Source organism: Microbacterium sp. K36 (genome assembly GCF_004794355.1).
Classification (GTDB): domain Bacteria; phylum Actinomycetota; class Actinomycetes; order Actinomycetales; family Microbacteriaceae; genus Microbacterium; species Microbacterium paraoxydans_D.
In genome coordinates, this window is sequence record NZ_SSDN01000068.1 from 1 (window position 1) to 16,680 (window position 16,680).

The 16,680-nt window shown below is 70.8% G+C and carries 13 protein-coding genes and 1 pseudogene; 13 read left to right on the forward strand and 1 reads right to left on the reverse strand.

The genetic code is table 11. The features are described 5' to 3' along the window. The 4 genes and pseudogenes from DW296_RS07030 to DW296_RS07045 form a co-directional block, all read left to right on the forward strand. Window positions 1-627, forward strand: a pseudogene (locus tag DW296_RS07030) (thioredoxin domain-containing protein); the annotation flags it as partial. Between the two features lie 165 nt (window positions 628-792). Further along, window positions 793-1,860: a histidinol-phosphate transaminase gene (gene hisC, locus DW296_RS07035; protein WP_136051653.1), complete on the forward strand. Its 1,068-nt coding sequence runs from the start codon at window positions 793-795 to the stop codon at window positions 1,858-1,860. A gap of 11 nt (window positions 1,861-1,871) precedes the next feature. Then, entirely contained in the window at window positions 1,872-3,275 is a 1,404-nt protein-coding gene (locus DW296_RS07040) for an amino acid permease (protein ID WP_136051654.1), read from the forward strand. Window position 3,276: 1 nt separating this feature from the next. Continuing rightward, entirely contained in the window at window positions 3,277-3,756 is a 480-nt protein-coding gene (locus tag DW296_RS07045; RefSeq protein WP_025105602.1) for an Lrp/AsnC family transcriptional regulator, read from the forward strand. A gap of 22 nt (window positions 3,757-3,778) precedes the next feature. On the opposite strand, the gene DW296_RS07050 is transcribed toward DW296_RS07045, so the two are convergent. Continuing rightward, a complete protein-coding gene (locus DW296_RS07050) occupies window positions 3,779-5,332 on the reverse strand; it encodes a dolichyl-phosphate-mannose--protein mannosyltransferase (RefSeq protein ID WP_136051655.1) in 1,554 nt (517 codons plus the stop codon). Between the two features lie 96 nt (window positions 5,333-5,428). Between DW296_RS07050 and rsmI the strand changes: the two genes are divergently transcribed. The 9 genes from rsmI (at window position 5,429) to metG (ending at window position 16,663) form a co-directional block, all read left to right on the forward strand. After that, entirely contained in the window at window positions 5,429-6,250 is an 822-nt protein-coding gene (gene rsmI / locus DW296_RS07055; protein ID WP_136051656.1) for a 16S rRNA (cytidine(1402)-2'-O)-methyltransferase, read from the forward strand. A 140-nt stretch (window positions 6,251-6,390) separates the two neighbouring features. Further along, complete coding sequence (locus tag DW296_RS07060) at window positions 6,391-7,047, forward strand: class I SAM-dependent DNA methyltransferase (protein ID WP_136051657.1); 657 nt, start codon at window positions 6,391-6,393, stop codon at window positions 7,045-7,047. 250 nt (window positions 7,048-7,297) lie between these two features. Next, the gene (locus DW296_RS07065; RefSeq protein WP_205807874.1) at window positions 7,298-8,392 is read left to right on the forward strand and encodes a LacI family DNA-binding transcriptional regulator; all 1,095 of its coding nucleotides are present in this window, start codon (window positions 7,298-7,300) and stop codon (window positions 8,390-8,392) included. Window positions 8,393-8,548: 156 nt separating this feature from the next. Beyond that, window positions 8,549-10,213 carry an ABC transporter substrate-binding protein gene (locus DW296_RS07070; protein ID WP_136051658.1) on the forward strand — a complete coding sequence of 555 codons (1,665 nt, stop codon included), beginning with the start codon at window positions 8,549-8,551 and terminating at the stop codon, window positions 10,211-10,213. Continuing rightward, on the forward strand, window positions 10,210-11,190 hold the full coding sequence (locus tag DW296_RS07075; RefSeq protein ID WP_136051659.1) for an ABC transporter permease: 981 nt from the start codon (window positions 10,210-10,212) through the stop codon (window positions 11,188-11,190). Before DW296_RS07070 ends, DW296_RS07075 begins: the two co-directional genes overlap by 4 nt. After that, window positions 11,187-12,119 carry an ABC transporter permease gene (locus DW296_RS07080; protein WP_136051660.1) on the forward strand — a complete coding sequence of 311 codons (933 nt, stop codon included), beginning with the start codon at window positions 11,187-11,189 and terminating at the stop codon, window positions 12,117-12,119. The genes DW296_RS07075 and DW296_RS07080 overlap by 4 nt, the downstream gene beginning before the upstream one ends. 5 nt (window positions 12,120-12,124) lie before the next feature. Then, on the forward strand, window positions 12,125-13,825 hold the full coding sequence (locus DW296_RS07085; RefSeq protein ID WP_136051722.1) for an ABC transporter ATP-binding protein: 1,701 nt from the start codon (window positions 12,125-12,127) through the stop codon (window positions 13,823-13,825). 41 nt (window positions 13,826-13,866) lie between these two features. Then, a complete protein-coding gene (locus DW296_RS07090) occupies window positions 13,867-15,036 on the forward strand; it encodes a glycoside hydrolase family 1 protein (RefSeq protein WP_136051661.1) in 1,170 nt (389 codons plus the stop codon). Between the two features lie 49 nt (window positions 15,037-15,085). After that, entirely contained in the window at window positions 15,086-16,663 is a 1,578-nt protein-coding gene (gene metG / locus DW296_RS07095; protein ID WP_136051662.1) for a methionine--tRNA ligase, read from the forward strand. The last annotated feature ends 17 nt before the right edge of the window (window positions 16,664-16,680 follow it).

The window sequence follows — 16,680 nt, forward strand, 5'->3', positions numbered from 1 at the left end:
CTGGACGGCCGGGCCTCCGCGGCGGTCGCCACCGCCGCGGACCTCGCCCTCCTCGCCGACGGCCTGTTCGCCCTCGCGGCGGCGACGGGTGACGTGGCTCCGGCGGTCACGGGGCGCGACCTCCTCGACGAGGTGCTGGACGGCGCTGCGGGGGACGACCCGCTGCTCCGTGCGCAGGGCATCGCCGTCTCGCCCGACCACACCGACGGCGACCTCCCCTCGGACACGGCGGCGGTGGCGCAGGCCGCGCTCACTGCCTGGCGTCTCGGGGCAGGGGACCGCTATCGCGCGGCGGCAGCCGAGCGGGTGGAGGCGCTCGCCTCCCGGGCTCTCGCCCAGCCCTTCGCCCACGGCAGCCTGCTCCGGGTCGCCGCCGGACTCGCCACCGCGCCGCGGCAGCTCGTCGTGGTGACGGAGGACCCCGGTGGCGCGCTCGCCGCCGCGGCCCGCGGAGCCGATGCCGATGTCGTCGCGGTCGTCACGCCGGTGCAGGCCGCGGCGTTCGCCGCCGCGGGGTTCGAGCTGTTCGAGGGCAAGGAGGCGACCGCCGAGCGCGCCTACGACTGCCGGGCCTTCGTGTGCCGCCTGCCGGTGAGCGATCCGGCCGCGGTCTCGCGCGCACGGTGAGCCGCCTTGTTCGGAGCTGGGCTGTGCATTCTGCCTACCGCGCGGCGTCCGTCTGCCCGTCGAGTGCGCGCGATGCGCAGCTTCGAGTGCACGGTTTGCCCAGCGCCCGCCATCCGTTCTAGGGTGACGCGACCCCTCTCGGATCACAGCAAGGATGCTCTGACGATGACTCTCTCCGCTCGCGCCGGTCTCGACGCCGTGCCCGCGTACCGACAGGGGCGCTCCGCCCCGGCCGGTGCCTCCAAGCTCTCCTCGAACGAGTCGCCGCACCCGCCGCTGCCGTCCGTCGTGCGCGCCGTGCAGGACCGGGTGGCCGGCATCCACCGCTACCCCGATATGAGCGCCTCCGCGGTCCGGGAGGCGCTCGCCGCCCGGTATGCGGTGGACCCGGCGCAGGTGACCGTCGGCGCGGGGTCGGTGGAGATCGCCGCCCAGCTCATCCACGCGGTCGCCGGCGAGGGGGACGAGGTCGTCTTCGCATGGCGGTCCTTCGAGGCCTACCCCTCGCTCGTCCGGATCGCGGGCGCGACGCCCGTCGCCGTGCCGCTGGATGCCGATCACGGACACGATCTCGACGCGATGCGCGCCGCGATCACCCCGCGCACACGTCTCGTGTTCGTGTGCAACCCCAACAACCCGACCGGCACCGTCGTCGACGCCGAGGCCCTGGAGCGCTTCGTCGCCGCGGTACCGCACGACGTCCTCGTCGTCATCGACGAGGCCTACGTGCACTTCGACCGCACGGACAGTCGCGGCGCCGGCATCGAGCTGTTCCGTCGCCACCCGCACGTCGCGGTGCTGCACACGTTCTCCAAGGCCTACGGCCTCGCCGGTCTCCGTATCGGCTATGCGATCGCCCCCACCGCGATCGCCGAGGCGCAGCGCAAGGTGGCTGTGCCGTTCGGGGTCACCGACCTCGCCCAGGCCGCGGCCCTCGCCTCGCTCGCGGCGGAGGACGAGCTCGCCGTCCGCATCGACGAGGTCGTGGCGCAGCGCGATCGGCTGTACACCGTGCTCACCGCGGCAGGCTGGCCCGCCGTCCGTTCGCAGGCCAACTTCGTCTGGGTCCCGGCGGGGGAGCGCACCGGCGAGCTCGACGCCCTCCTGCACGCCGGGGGCGTGGTCGCCCGCGCCTTCCCCGGCGAGGGCGTCCGCATCTCCTCGGGGTCCGTGGAGGACATCGACCGGGTGGAAGCCGCCCTCGAGACCGAGCTCGCCGAGGTGAACGCATGACCGACGGACGCATGACTAACGATCCCGTGACCGAGGTCCCCGTCACCACGACGACCACGAAAGGCCTGCACCCGGGCCTCACCCGCCGCCAGATCTCCATGATGGGGCTCGGCGGCGCGATCGGCGCGGGGCTGTTCGTCGGCTCCGGGCAGGCGATCAGCATCGCCGGACCCGCCGTGCTCATCTCCTACCTCGTCGCGGGCGGCATCGTCGTGCTCGTGATGGCGATGCTCGCCGAGATGGTGGCGGCCCGCCCCAGCTCCGGCGCCTTCAGCTCCTACGCCCAGGGGGCCATGGGGCGCAGCGCCGGCAGCGCGGTGGGCTGGTTGTACTGGATCCAGCTCGTCGTCGTGATCGCCGCTGAGGCGACCGGCGCGGCCGGGATCGTGGCGAACTGGGTCCCGGGGATCCCGGCGTGGGTCTGGGTGCTGGTCTTCGTCGTGGCCCTCACCGCGGTCAACCTCTTCGGCGTGCGCAACTACGGCCGCTTCGAGTTCTGGTTCGCGGCGATCAAGGTCGCCGCGATCATCGCCTTCCTCGTCGTCGGCGTCTGCGCGATCGTCGGACTCATCCCGGGTGTGCCGGCGACCGGCATCTCGAACCTGGTGGACGAGGGCGGCTTCGCGCCGCACGGGATCACCGGCATCGCGGCGGCGCTCCTCATCGTCGTCTTCGCGTTCGGAGGCACCGAGGTGGTCGCGATCGCGGCCGCCGAGTCGGACGACCCCTCCCGCAACATCCGCCGGATCGTGCGCGAGGTGCTCGTGCGCATCCTCGTCTTCTACGTGGGCTCGATCTTCGTCATCGTCGCGGTGCTCCCGTGGGACGACCCCGCGGTGCAGGCCGGTCCGTTCTCGGCCGTGCTGGACACGCTGAACATCCCGGGCGTCGGCCTCGTGATGGACCTCATCGTGGTGATCGCGCTGCTCTCGGCCATGAACGCCAACATCTACGGCGCGTCGCGGATGGCGTACTCACTGGGGGAGCGCGGGCTGGCGCCGCTGTCCGTCACCCGGACGAGCCTCAAGGGCGTGCCGTTCGTCGCCGTCCTCGCCTCGGTGGCGTTCGGCTTCGTCACCGTCGGGCTGAACTGGGCGTTCCCCGATGTCGTGCTCCCGGCGCTGCTGAACGTCGTGGGGTCGACCCTGCTGGTGATCTGGACGGCGACGGCGATCTCGCAGATCGTGCTGCGCCGGCGGGCCGACCGCGCCGGCGAGGCGATGCCGATGCGGCTCTGGGGCTTCCCCTGGGTCTCGTGGCTCTGCCTGGTGCTGCTCGCGGCCGTGATCGCGCTGGCGATGATCGACCCGGCCGCGCGCATCCAGCTGCTGCTCACACTCGGGCTCACCGCCGTGCTGCTCGTCGTCGCCCGCCTGACGCGGGGTGTGTCCCGCCCCGGGATCGTCAAGGAGTGACGTGCGGATCGATCGCCTCGACGCCGCCTTGATCCGGCTGCTGACGGAGTCGCCGCAGCTGCCCCTGCTGGAGTGCGCACGCCGGCTGGGCATCGCGCGGGGGACGGCCACCAGCCGCCTCGCGCGCCTGCACGAGGGCGGGGTGATCGAGGCGATCGTGCCGCGCATCGACCCCGCCGGCTTCGGGTACGGCGTCGTGGCGTTCTGCCTCGTCGAGATCGATCAGAAGGTCGGACACGACGACGTCGCGACCGCCCTCGCGGACGCGGTGCCGGAGATCGTCGACATGCACACCGTGACCGGCGCGAGCGACATGCAGCTTCGGCTCGTCGCCCGCGATGCGACGCGGCTCCAGGAGGTGCTGGACCGGGTGGCCCTTGTGCCGGGCGTCGCGCGGACGGCGTCCTCCATCGCGATGCGCACGCATCTCTCGGGTCGTGTGCTCCCGCTCGTGGAGCACGTGGCCGACGAGGTCTCCTGACCCGGGTGCCGGGCCCGGTCGGTCAGACCCAGCCCGGCAGCCAGTTGTGCAGGCGCCAGAAGTCGTACGGGACGCTCATCCCCGTCCACAGCGGCAGGAAGAACGCCGAGACGAGGAGGACGACGCCGAGGTAGATCAGGACGGTGCGCTCTCCCGACTGGCGGCGCGCGAGCGGATCCTCCCGGCGCCCGGCGATGATCCGCAGCGTCACGGTGAGCGCGAGCACGAGGAACGGCATCATCACGACCGTGTAGAACTGGAAGATCGTCCGGTCGGGGAACATCAGCCAGGGCAGGTAGGTCACCGCGAGCCCCACGAGCGGCAGGCTGAGCGCCGGGCCGACCGGCTGCCGCGTGATCCAGCCGCGGATGAGGCGGTAGAGCAGGTACACGCTGGCCGCGACACCGCCGTACCAGATGAGCGGGTTGGGGATCGCCGAGATCACGCCGATGCAGTGGTCGACGCCGCAGCCGGTCGGGTCGCTGTCCACCCACACCGCGGTCGGGCGGAGCAGGAAGGGCCACTCCCAGGCCGGGCTCGCGTAGGGGTGCCCGCGGGTGAGGCCCACGTGGAAGCCGAGCATCGCCTCGTGGTAGTTCCACAGGGCGACGAGCGGGTTCGGGTCGCTGCCGCGGTCGTAGCCGTTCGCCGTCACCAGCCACCCGGTCCAGCTCGCGAGGTAGACCGCGAGGGCGGGCAGGACGAGGAGGACGAACGACACCGGCCCCTGCCGGAAGACCGCGGACGCCGGCCACACGACGACCCCGCCGCGGCGCCGGGCGAGGGCATCGGTGATGACGACGTAGAGTCCGAAGCCCGCGAGCACATACAGCCCCGACCACTTCACCGCCGAGGCGGCGCCGAGAGCGAGCCCCGCGGCGACGAGCCAGGGACGGCGCCACAGGATCGGTCCCCACAGCGGGTGCTCGTCGTCGGGTTTCCGGCGTTCGAGCAGGGGGATCGTGCGCTGGCGGTCGATGAGCACGAACAGCACGCCCAGCAGCACGAAGAAGGTGAGGATGCCGTCGAGCAGCGCGATGCGGCTCATCACGATGCTGAGGCCGTCGATCGCGAGGAGCGTCCCGGCCACCGTCGCCGCCACGACCGAGCCGGTCAGCCGGCGCGCGATGAGGAAGACGAGTAGCACCGATCCCGCACCGAGAAGCGCGGTCGCCAGACGCCATCCGGCGCTGTTGTCGGGCCCGCCGATGGCCATGCCGAGCGCGATGAGCCACTTCCCGAGCGGCGGGTGCACGATGAACGCGCCCTTGTTCGTCAGCGGGAGCTCCTGCAGGGTGACGAAGGCGTCGTTCGCGTTCTCGCCCCACACCCCCTCGTAGCCGAGGCTCCACAGCGACCAGGCGTCCTTGACGTAGTAGGTCTCGTCGAAGGCGAGCTGGTGCGGGTGGCCGACGTTCGCCAGGCGCAGCACCGCCGCGAGAGCGGTGACCAGCAGCGGGGCCAGCCAGCCGATCGCCCGGCCCCAGTCCGGCGCGTGCAGCACGCGGTCGCGGAGCCGCTCGTAACGCGTGAGGCGCTCCTCGGGGAGAGGCAGGAGGGGCTCGGGCGCGGTCACCGGTCCAGCCTAGACACACTCCGCCCTGTGCTCCCGGTATGCCGGCCCCGGAGCCGCCTCGACGGTCCGCCAAGGGGCCGCGCCTAAGCTGGGCGGGTGATCATCCTCGCCGCGACCCCGATCGGAAACCTGGGCGATGCGTCGCGGCGCCTCGTGGAGGTGCTGGAGAACGCCGAGATCGTCGTCGCGGAGGACACCCGCACGACGCAGCGCCTCCTGCAGGCCCTCAAGATCGACAACCGGCCCCGCCTGATCGCGCTGCACGACCACAACGAGAAGCAGAAGGCCGCGGAACTGGCCGCGCTCGCCGTGGAGACCGACCTCGTGGTGCTGAGCGATGCGGGCATGCCGACCGTGAGCGATCCTGGGTACGGCCTCGTCGCCGAGGCGGTGGCGCAGGGGGTCACGGTGACCGCGATCCCGGGGCCCAGCGCGGTGCTCATGGCGCTGGCGATCTCGGGGCTGCCGACGGACCGCTTCACCTTCGAGGGGTTCCTGCCGCGGAAGCCGGGGGAGCGCCGGGCGACCCTCTCCGCCCTCGCCGCCGAGCCGCGCACGATGGTGTTCTTCGAGTCACCTTCGCGCCTGGCGACGACTCTGACCGACATGGGTGCCGCCTTCGGCGCGGACCGCCGGATCGCCGTGTGCCGGGAGCTGACGAAGCTGTACGAGGAGGTCCGTCGTGGCACCGCGTCCGAGCTCGCCGCCTGGGCCGCCGACGGGGTGAGGGGCGAGATCGTGGTGGTCGTCGAGGGGGCGCCGCGGCGGGAGGCCTCCCCGGAGGACGCCCTCGCCCAGGTGCAGACCCTGGTCGCGGACGGCACCCGCCTGAAGGATGCGGCCTCCGAGGTCGCGACCCTGACGGGCTTGTCCTCCCGGGAGCTGTATCAGGCGGCCCTCGCGGCGCGGTCACGGTGACCCCCGTCGCAGATTCGCACCCCGGTCGCAGTGACCCGCGGGACGGCTGCGACATGAGCCCGGATCTGCGACCTCCCGCGGGAGAGGATTCCCCCGCAGATTCGCACCCCGGTCGCAGGGATACGGCAGACGGGGGCGACATGAGCCCAGATCTGCGACCTCCCGCGGGACAGGACCCGGTCGCGCGCGCCTACGACGCGAGGGCCGTGGAGTACCGGGAGGTCGCGGGAGACCTGGGGCTGATGGATCCCCGTGACCGTGAGCTCATCCGGCGGTGGCGCGATGAGACCCCGGGACGGCTGCTGGATGCGGGCTGCGGCCCCGGTCACTGGGCGGCCTTCCTGTACGGGGGTACGGGTGAGGGCTTCGGAACCGGGCGGGACGTCGAGGGGATCGACCTCTCTGCGGCCTTCATCCACGGGGCGCGGGCGCAGTATCCGCACCTCTCGTTCCATCACGGGTCGTTCCTGGCGCTGCCGCAGACATCGGGCACGGTCGGCGGCGTCCTCGCGTGGTATTCCGTGATCCACACGCCTCCGGCCGAGCTGCCGGACGTGTTCGCCGGGTTCGCCCGGGTGCTCGCCCCCGGTGGGAGCCTGCTCCTCGGCTTCTTCGTCGGCGAACCCCGGGCGGTCTTCCGTCATGCCGTCGCACCCGCGTTCTTCTGGACCGCGGAGGCCCTGTCCCCCCTGCTCGCCACGGCCGGTCTCGAGGTGCAGTGGTCGGAGACCCGCGAGCGCGAACCCGGCGAGATCAGCTCCCGCCCCCACGGCGCGCTCCGCGCCTTCCGCCCCTGACCTGCCCCGTCCAGGCACACTCCCGCAGATCTGCACCGTGTCGCAGATCCGCACCGTGTCGGACATATGCACCGTGTCGCAGAGACCGACTCCATCCCTGCGACACCGACGCGAATCTGCGCCCGCGCGCGGGAGGGGGCAAGGGGAGGGGGCAAGGGGAGGGGGAGACTGTCCTACGCTGACAGGACCGGGACCAGGACCCGGACCAGGACCGGGACAGGACCAGAACCCGCGACGAGAGGAGATCCGCGTGAGCAAGGCCGCGACGGTGTACGACGTCGCCGATCGCGCCGGAGTGTCGATCGCGACCGTGTCGCGCGTGCTGCGCTCGCCGGAGGCCGTCCGTCCGGTGACCCGCGAGCGGGTGCTCGACGCGGTCTCCGCGCTAGGGTACGTCCCCAGCGGGAGCGCGCGGGGTCTCGCGGAACGCCGGACCGGGGTGCTGGGGCTGTACTTCCCCGGGTTCGACGCCGCCGAGGACGCCCCGCCCCTCGACGTGCTGTCCGCCGCCGCCCGCCCGCCGTTCACGGTCGTGTCGGACGAACAGGACGCGCCGCACTCCTCGATGCTGTTCCTCGACGAAGTCCTCCGCGGCGCCGAGCTGGAGGCGTGGAAGCAGGGGTTCGTGCTCATGGTGGGTGTCGGCCGCGACGATCCCGACCGCTCCACCGTCCGCGACATGGCCGGCCGCGTGGACGGGCTCATGGTGCTCGCGCGCAGCGTGCCGGACGACGTGCTCGCCCGGCTGGCCCGCCGTATCCCGGTGGTCGTGCTGTCCGGACCGCCGCGGGGCGATGCCTACGACCACGTCACGGTGAGCAACGTCGAGGCGATGGGGGAGCTGACCCGTCACGTGCTGTCCCAGGTCGGGGAGGGGGAGATCGCCTTCCTCGCCGGCCCGGCCGACTCGCCCGACGCCGAGCAGCGGTGGGAGGGCGTGTCGACCGCGCTCGCCGCGGCGGGGCGCGATCCGGCGGCGGTACGCGTGCTCCGGGGCGACTTCACCCGCGCCTCCGGGCGTCGGGCGGGGGAGGAGCTCGCGCACGACGGCGTGCCCGCTGCTCTCATCGCCGCCAACGACCAGATGGCCCTCGGCGCCATGGACGTGTTCCGGGGCGCGGGCGTGCGGGTGCCGGACGACGTCCTCGTCACGGGGTTCGACGGCATCGAGGCGGCGACCCTGGTGTCGCCCCCGCTGACCACGATCCGGCAGCCGATGATCGAGCTCGGGCGCGCGGCGGTGCAGGTGCTCGCGCGGCGGCTGGAGCAGCCGGACGCCCCGCCGCTCACCACGCGTCTGCCGCTCCAGATCCTCCTCCGCGAGAGCTCCACGCGCCCCTCCTGAGCCGACGCGTCAGCACCGCCCCGGAGGACCCCCGGGCTCACCACGGGGTTGCCGATTGGAAATGTATGCGCTTACAATCTGGTGTACGGCTTCGGCCGGCAGGACTCCCCACCCCCCGGGGCGCCCTTCATGACAGAGACGACATGAGGTCATCCAGTGGCAGAGACGCACACCTTCCGACGCTGGCGCCGCGCCGCCGTCGTGGGGCTCGCGGCCGCAGCGGTCGCGCTCAGCGGCTGCAGCATCCAGATCAGCTCGCAGCCCGACCCCTCGATCGGCGACGACACGATGCTCATCAACGCCGACAAGGGCAACCCGTTCTTCACCCAGAACTTCAACCCCTACCTCACGAACACCCGGACGGCCTCGCGGTGGATCTACGAGCCGCTCATCCTGGTGAACCCGCTCGACGGCGAGCTCACCCCGTGGCTCGCGTCCGAGTGGACCCAGCCCGACGCCCGCACGATCGTGATGACGGTCCGCGACGGCGTGGAGTGGAGCGACGGCGAGGCGCTCACCCCGGAGGACGTGGCGTTCACGTTCCAGCTCATCAAGGACGAGCCTTCGCTCGACATCAAGGGCGCGTGGCAGCACATCGACAGCGTCGAGGTCGACGGCGACGACGTGGTGTTCCATCTGCAGAGCGACGACGCGCCCTCACTGTCGATCCTCGGACAGACCATGATCGTGCCCGAGCACCTGTGGGCGGACGTGGAGGACCCAGCCACCTGGCGCAACGAGGAGCCGGTCGGCACCGGGCCGTTCGTGCTCGGGAACTACAACGACCAGCAGTACTCGATGGACCGCAACCCGGACTACTGGCAGGCGGACAAGATCGAGATCGAGCACATCATCCTGCCGGCGACGAACACCCAGCTCGACACCGTGACCCGCGGCTACGACTGGGCCTACTCCTTCATCTCCGACGTCGAGGGCACCTGGGGGGCGGCGAGTCCCGACAACACCTGGTGGTTCCCGCCGGGCGGCGTCATCTCGCTCGTGCCCAACCTCGAGGTCGCCCCGTTCGACGACGTGAACGTCCGTCGCGGCATCGCGCTCGCGCTCGACCGGGAGGAGATCGCCGAGACCGCCTCCGAGGGCTACATGCAGCCCGCAGGGCAGACCGGCCTCATCCTGCCCAACCAGGAGAAGTACCTCGACCCGGAGATCCCGGACCAGGGCATGCTCGCCCAGGACCGCGACGCCGCGCTGGCGGCGTTCGCCGAGTCCGGGTACACCCTCCAGGGCGATCAGCTCGTCGGTCCGGACGGCGAGCAGCTCGCCTTCTCGCTGACCACCGCCAACGGATACTCCGACTGGACGCGCGCGGCCCAGACCGTGCAGGGCCAGCTCGCGGACGTCGGCGTCAAGGTGTCGCTCAAGCTCCCGCAGCCCGCCGGGTATCAGAGCGCGATCGGCACCGGCGACTTCGAGATGGCGATCGGCGGCATGGGCAACGGCGACGTGTACCAGGCCTACAACAGCCTGCTCTCCAGCGACTTCTACGTGCCGGCCGGCGAGGTCACGACCAACAACTTCGAGCGCTACCGCTCCCCGGAGGCCGACGCCCTGCTGGAGGAGTACCGCGCCACGATCGACCCCGACCGCCAGACCGAGATCGTGCACGAGCTGCAGAGCATCGTGTACGAGCAGGTCCCCGTGATCGGCCTCTACTACGGCGGCATCTGGGGTCTGTTCAACGACGCGAAGTTCACCGGCTGGCCCTCCGCGGAAGACCCGTACATGATCCCGCAGAACTACGACTCTGCGCCGCTGGGCATCTTCACCCACCTGAAGCGCACGGACGGAGGGGACCAGTGAAGTACGTCCTCCAGAAGATCGGCCTGTTCGTGCTCACCCTGTGGGCCGCGATCACCCTGAACTTCTTCCTCCCGCGACTCATGCCCGGCTCTCCCGCCGACGCGGCGATCGCGAAGCTCTCCCAGAACGGTCCGGTCTCGGACGCCACGCGCGCCGCGATCGAGGCGCAGCTCGGGGTGCCGACCGGCTCGATGTGGGACCAGTACGTGGCCTACCTGGGCCAGGTCGCCCGACTCGACTTCGGCGTCTCGTACACGTTCTACCCGCAGACCGTGTCGAGCATGGTCTCCACCGCGTTGCCCTACACGCTCGGCCTCGTCGGCATCGTCACGATCCTCGCCTTCGTGATCGGCACCCTCATCGGCGTGATGGCCGCCTGGCGGCGCGGCACCTGGCTGGATTCGCTGCCGACGCTGACCGGGTCGTTCCTCAGCACGTTCCCGTACTTCTGGACGGCGCTGCTGCTGCTGTTCTTCCTCGGCTACGTGCTGCACTGGTTCCCGACCACCGGCGCCTACTCGGCGACGACCACCCCGGGATTCACCTGGGACTTCATCGTCGACCTCGTCCGGCACGCGTTCCTGCCCGCGCTGACGATCCTGCTCACCTCCCTCGGCGGCTGGATCATCGGCATGCGCAACGCGATGATCAACACGCTCGGCGAGGACTACATCACCTTCGGAGAGGCGAACGGCCTCCGCGGTCGCACGATCGCCCTCCGCTACGCGGCCCGCAACGCGATCCTGCCGAACCTCACCGGCTTCGGGCTCACGCTCGGCGGCGTGGTGGGCGGCTCGATCCTCGTCGAGCAGGTGTTCGGATACCCGGGCATCGGCTACCTGCTCTTCAACGCCGTGATCGGGCAGGACTACCCGCTCATGCAGGCGCTCTTCCTGATGATCACCGTGAGCGTGCTCATCGCCAACTTCCTCGTGGACATCCTCTACGGGGTTCTCGACCCGAGGACTCGCCGATGACGACCCCGAACCCCACCCCCAGCACCGTGACCGTCAAGGTCCCCACCGCCCGCATCGCGGCCCCTAGCCCCTGGCGCGCCTTCGGCCGCATGGTCGGCACCCTGTGGTCCAACGGCAAGGCCCGCGTCGGCCTCTGCCTCCTCGCGTTCTTCGTGCTCGTCGCCGTGTTCGCTCCGCTCCTGGCTCCGTACGGGCCGAAGGAGAACGGGTTCCCGCGCAACGCCGACGCCTCGTGGGAGCACTGGCTCGGCACGACCGCCGCGGGGGAGGACGTGCTCAGCCAGCTCATCTACGGAGCCCAGGTCAGTCTCCTCGTGGGCTTCGCAGCCGGGCTGCTCTCCACGATCGTGGCCGTGCTGATCGGTCTGAGCTGGGGCTACATGCGCGGGTTCGCGGGCGAGGTCGTCGGGTTCATCGTGAACCTGTTCCTCGTGATCCCCGGCCTGCCGCTGATGATCGTGATCGCGGCCTACCTGCAGAACGGCGGCATCCTCATGATCATCGCCGTGATCGTCGTGACGGGCTGGGCGTGGGGTGCGCGCGTGCTGCGCAGCCAGACCCAGTCCCTCCGCGGCAATGACTTCGTCACCTCGGCGCAGTTCTCCGGAGACAGCAGGGCGCGGATCGTCTTCCGCGAGATCCTGCCGAACATGACGTCGATCATCGCCGGCACCCTCTTCGGGGCGGCGACGGCGGCGATCCTCGCCGAGGCGGGGCTGGAGTTCCTCGGTCTGGGCGACTCCAGCATCGTCAGCTGGGGCACGATGCTCTACTGGGCGCAGAACTCCAACTCCCTGCTCACCGGACAGTGGCTGCTGCTGTTCGCGCCCGGTCTGTGCATCGCACTGCTCGCCCTCAGCCTCACACTCATCAACTTCGGCGTGGACGGCATCTCCAATCCGCGCCTGCGCGAAGGGAAGGGCCGATGAGCGCCATGGAGCACGACGACATCCTCCTCGACGTCCAATCGCTGTCCGTGGAGTACGCCTCCCCGGGGCAGGAACCGGTGCCGGCCGTACGCGACGTGTCGTTCGCGCTCCGGCGCGGCGAGTTCGTCGGGCTCGTCGGCGAGTCCGGGTCGGGCAAGTCCACGCTGGGCTTCGCGCTGACACGGTTGCAGAAGCCGCCGGCGCGCATCAGCGGCGGACGCATCCTCTTCGACGGCCGCGACATCCGCGAGCTCGATGCCGAGGAGCTGCGGCGTCAGCGCCAGGGCGGCTTCGCGATGGTGCTGCAGTCCGGCATGAACGCACTGAACCCCGTGCGGACCGTGGGCAACCACTTCCGCGACATCTTCGCCGCGCACGGTCATGTGCCCGCCGAGCAGCGCCAGGCCAGGGCGCGGGAGCTCGTCGGCAAGGTCGGGCTGAAGCCGGAGGTGCTCGACCGGTACCCCGGGGAGCTCTCCGGCGGCATGCGGCAGCGCGCCTCGATCGCCCTCGCCCTCTCGCTCGAACCCCAGCTGATGGTGTTCGACGAGCCCACCACCGCGCTCGACGTGCTCGTCCAGCACGCGGTCATGGACACGATCCAGGAGCTGCAGCGGTCCGAGCGCTTCACGGCGATCCTCATCAGCCACGACCTCGGGATCGTCCTCGAGGCGACCGACCGGGTGATGGTCATGCACGAGGGCCGCATCGTGGAGGACGCCCGCAGCCAGGACATCCTGCACCGCCCGCAGGACGAGTACACCCGGATGCTGCTGAGCCACTACGCCGACCCGCGCGCCGAGAAGATCGAGATCCCCGGGTTCGTCGATCTCGGCACCCGCCGCCGGGAGGGACGCAGCCGCACGGACGTCACCGAGACCCTGCCCACCGTCTCGCCGCGGGACGCCCGGCGGGCCGACGCCGCGATCGTGGTGGAGGGCGTGACCAAGCGCTATCCGGCACCGCGCCGCGGTCAGGATCCGGTCGTCGCGGTCGACGACGTGTCCTTCCGGCTGGAGCCGGGGGAGGGGCTGGCCTTGGTCGGTGCCTCCGGCTCGGGCAAGTCGACGATCGCGAAGATGCTCACCGGCGTCGAGAAGCCGACCTCCGGCCGCATCCGCTTCGGCGACACCGATGTCGCGTCCTTGAAACGCCGAGGACTCCGCGACCTCCGCAAGGACGTGCAGATGGTGTTCCAGGATCCGTACGCGGCCCTGAACCCGCTGCACACCGTCGAGTACGCCCTGACCCGTCCCGTCGTGAACTACACGAGGCTGCGCGGGGCGGAGGCCAGGGCCCGTGTGCTCGAACTGCTGGAGACGGTGGGCCTGACGCCCGTCGAGCAGTTCGCCGCCAAGCTGCCGCACCAGCTCTCCGGCGGGCAGCGGCAGCGGGTGGTGATCGCCAGGGCGCTCGCGAGCGACCCGCAGGTGCTCATCGCGGACGAGCCGGTGTCGATGCTCGACGTGTCGCTCCGCGCCGGCGTGCTCGCGCTGCTGGAGGACCTCCGCGAACGGTGGGGCATCAGCATGCTCTACATCACCCACGATCTGCTGAGCGCGCGGCTCGTCACCGAGAACATCCTCGTGCTCAACAGCGGCCGCGTCGTCGAGCGGGGCGAGACCTCCCAGGTGCTGCAGCATCCGGAGGACCCGTACACGGTCGAACTGCTCGACGCCGTGCCGAACCCCGCCCGCGCCCGCTGACGCGCACCGGACGACTGCAAGAAAGAGAGAGGAGCGCATCCGTGCTCGCATTCCCCGACGGCTTCCTCTGGGGCGCCGCGACCGCCGCCCATCAGGTGGAGGGCAACAACACCACGAGCAACTGGTGGGCGATGGAACACGCCCCCGACTCGACCATGGTCGAGCCCTCCGGTGACGCCGCCGACCACTTCCACCGCTACCCGGAGGACATGCGGCTGCTCGCCGAGGCCGGGCTGAACTCCTACCGGTTCTCGGTCGAGTGGGCGCGGATCGAGCCGGAGCGCGGGTTCGTCTCGCGGGCGATGCTCGACCACTATCGCCGGATGATCGACACCGCCAGGGAGAACGGGCTGGACCCGACGGTCACCCTCATGCACTTCACGGTGCCGCAGTGGTTCCAGAAGGACGGCTTCTGGCGTGCCGACGACGCGGTGGACCTGTTCTCCCGCTACGTGGAGACCGTGCTGCCGATCCTCGACGGCGTGCGCTACGTGTGCACGATCAACGAGCCGAACATCGCGGCGATGCTCGCCGGGGGCGAGGACGCGGCGAACCTCGTCGCCTACGGCCTGCCGAACCCCGACCTCGGTGTCGCTGACACCCTGCTGACCGCCCACCGGCGGGCGTCCGAGATCCTGCACACGGTGCCCGGAGTGCAGGCGGGATGGACGATCGCCACCCAGGCCTTCCACTCCACGGGCGAGCCCGGGGCAGATGAGATGCTCGCGACATACGGCGACCCGCGCGACCACTGGTACCTGGAGCAGTCCGCCGGAGACGACTTCGTGGGCGTGCAGGCCTACACCCGCACGTTCATCGGCCCGGAGGGACCGCTGCCGGTGTCGCCCGACGTGGAGACGACGCTCACGGGCTGGGAGTTCTTCCCCGAGGCCCTCGAGCTGGGCGTGCGCAGCGCGTGGGAGCGCAGCGGCGGTGTCCCCGTGCTCGTCACGGAGAACGGCATCGCGACGGCCGACGACACCCGCCGCATCGCCTACACGCAGGGCGCGCTGGAGGGGCTGCACCGCGCCATCAGCGACGGCATCGAGGTCCGCGCCTACCAGCACTGGAGCGCGCTGGACAACTACGAATGGGCGAGTGGATTCCGGCCGACGTTCGGTCTCATCGGCTTCGACCACGAGACCTTCGAGCGGTTCCCGAAGCCCTCGCTGGCCTGGCTCGGCGAGGTCGCCCGCCGCAATGGGCTCTGACCAGCCGCACGGCGTAACCACGGGCATGGGGGCACCTAGAATTGTCCCCATGCCCGCTGGCGACTCCTTCTACATCACCACGCCCATCTACTACCCCTCCGATGTGCCGCACATCGGTCACGGGTACACGACGGTGGCCGTCGACACCCTCGCTCGGTGGCACCGCCAGGCGGGGGACGACACCTGGATGCTGACGGGCACCGACGAGCACGGTCAGAAGATGCTGCGGGCCGCGGCCGCCAACGGCGTCACCCCGCAGGAGTGGGTCGACAAGCTCGTCAGCGAGAGCTGGTTCCCGCTGCTGAAGACCCTCGACGTCGCGAACGATGATTTCATCCGCACCACGCAGGAGCGGCATGAGACCAACGTGCAGACGTTCTTCCAGCGGCTCTACGACCGCGGGTACATCTACGCGGGCGAGTACGAGGCGCTCTACTGTGTGGGCTGCGAGGAGTTCAAGCCGGAGTCGGAGATCGTCGACGGCACCGGTCCCTTCGAGGGGCTGAAGGTCTGCGCCATCCACTCGAAGCCGCTGGAGCTGCTGCAGGAGAAGAACTACTTCTTCAAGCTCAGCGAGTTCCAGGACCGCCTGCTCGAGCTCTACAAGACCGAGCCCGACTTCGTGCGGCCCGACTCGGCGCGCAACGAGGTCGTCTCGTTCGTGAGCCAGGGCCTCAAGGACCTCTCGATCTCCCGCTCGACCTTCGACTGGGGCATCCCGCTGCCGTGGGACGAGTCGCACGTCATCTACGTGTGGGTCGACGCGCTGCTCAACTACGCCACGGCCGTCGGCTACGGCTCCGACGAGGAGACCTTCGCGCGCCGCTGGCCCGCCTACCACGTGGTCGGCAAGGACATCCTGCGCTTCCACGCCGTGATCTGGCCGGCGCTGCTGATGGCGGCGGGGCTCGACGTCCCGAAGGGCGTCTTCGCGCACGGCTGGCTGCTCGTGGGCGGCGAGAAGATGTCGAAGTCGAAGCTCACCGGCATCGCGCCGACCGAGATCACCGACGTCTTCGGCTCCGACGCGTACCGCTTCTACTTCCTGTCCGCGATCGCGTTCGGTCAGGACGGCTCGTTCTCCTGGGAGGACCTCTCCGCGCGGTACCAGGCCGAGCTCGCGAACGGCTTCGGCAACCTCGCCTCGCGCACGACCGCGATGATCGAGAAGTACTTCGAGGGTGTCGTGCCGCCGGCGGCCGAGTACACCGAGGCCGACCTCGCGATCCAGCGGATCGTCGCGGACGCCGCGACGAAGGCGGACGCCGCGATCGGCCAGTTCCGCATCGACGAGGCGATCTCCGCGATCTGGACCATCGTCGACGCGCTCAACGGGTACATCACCGAGAACGAGCCGTGGGCGCTCGCCCGCGACGAGGACCAGCGCGAGCGTCTGGGCACCGTGCTCTACACGTGCGCCGAGGGGCTGCGGGCGCTCGCCGTGCTGCTGTCGCCGGTGATGCCGCAGTCGACCGAGAAGCTGTGGATCGCGCTCGGCGCCGCAGAGACCCTGGGTCGGCTGCAGGACCAGCCGATCCGCGAGGCGGGCTCCTGGGGCGTGCTGAAGCCCGGGACGAGCGTCAACGGCCTCGCGCCGCTCTTCCCGCGCGTGGAGTCCACGGCCTGACATCCGGGCAGGACACC

Coding starts and splice junctions, on each gene's coding strand:
- hisC (WP_136051653.1), top strand. CDS start 793: ATGACTCTCTCCGCTCGCGCCGGTCTCGACGCCGTGCCCGCGTACCGA.
- DW296_RS07040 (WP_136051654.1), top strand. CDS start 1,872: ATGACTAACGATCCCGTGACCGAGGTCCCCGTCACCACGACGACCACG.
- DW296_RS07060 (WP_136051657.1), top strand. CDS start 6,391: ATGAGCCCAGATCTGCGACCTCCCGCGGGACAGGACCCGGTCGCGCGC.
- DW296_RS07080 (WP_136051660.1), top strand. CDS start 11,187: ATGACGACCCCGAACCCCACCCCCAGCACCGTGACCGTCAAGGTCCCC.
- DW296_RS07085 (WP_136051722.1), top strand. CDS start 12,125: ATGGAGCACGACGACATCCTCCTCGACGTCCAATCGCTGTCCGTGGAG.
- metG (WP_136051662.1), top strand. CDS start 15,086: ATGCCCGCTGGCGACTCCTTCTACATCACCACGCCCATCTACTACCCC.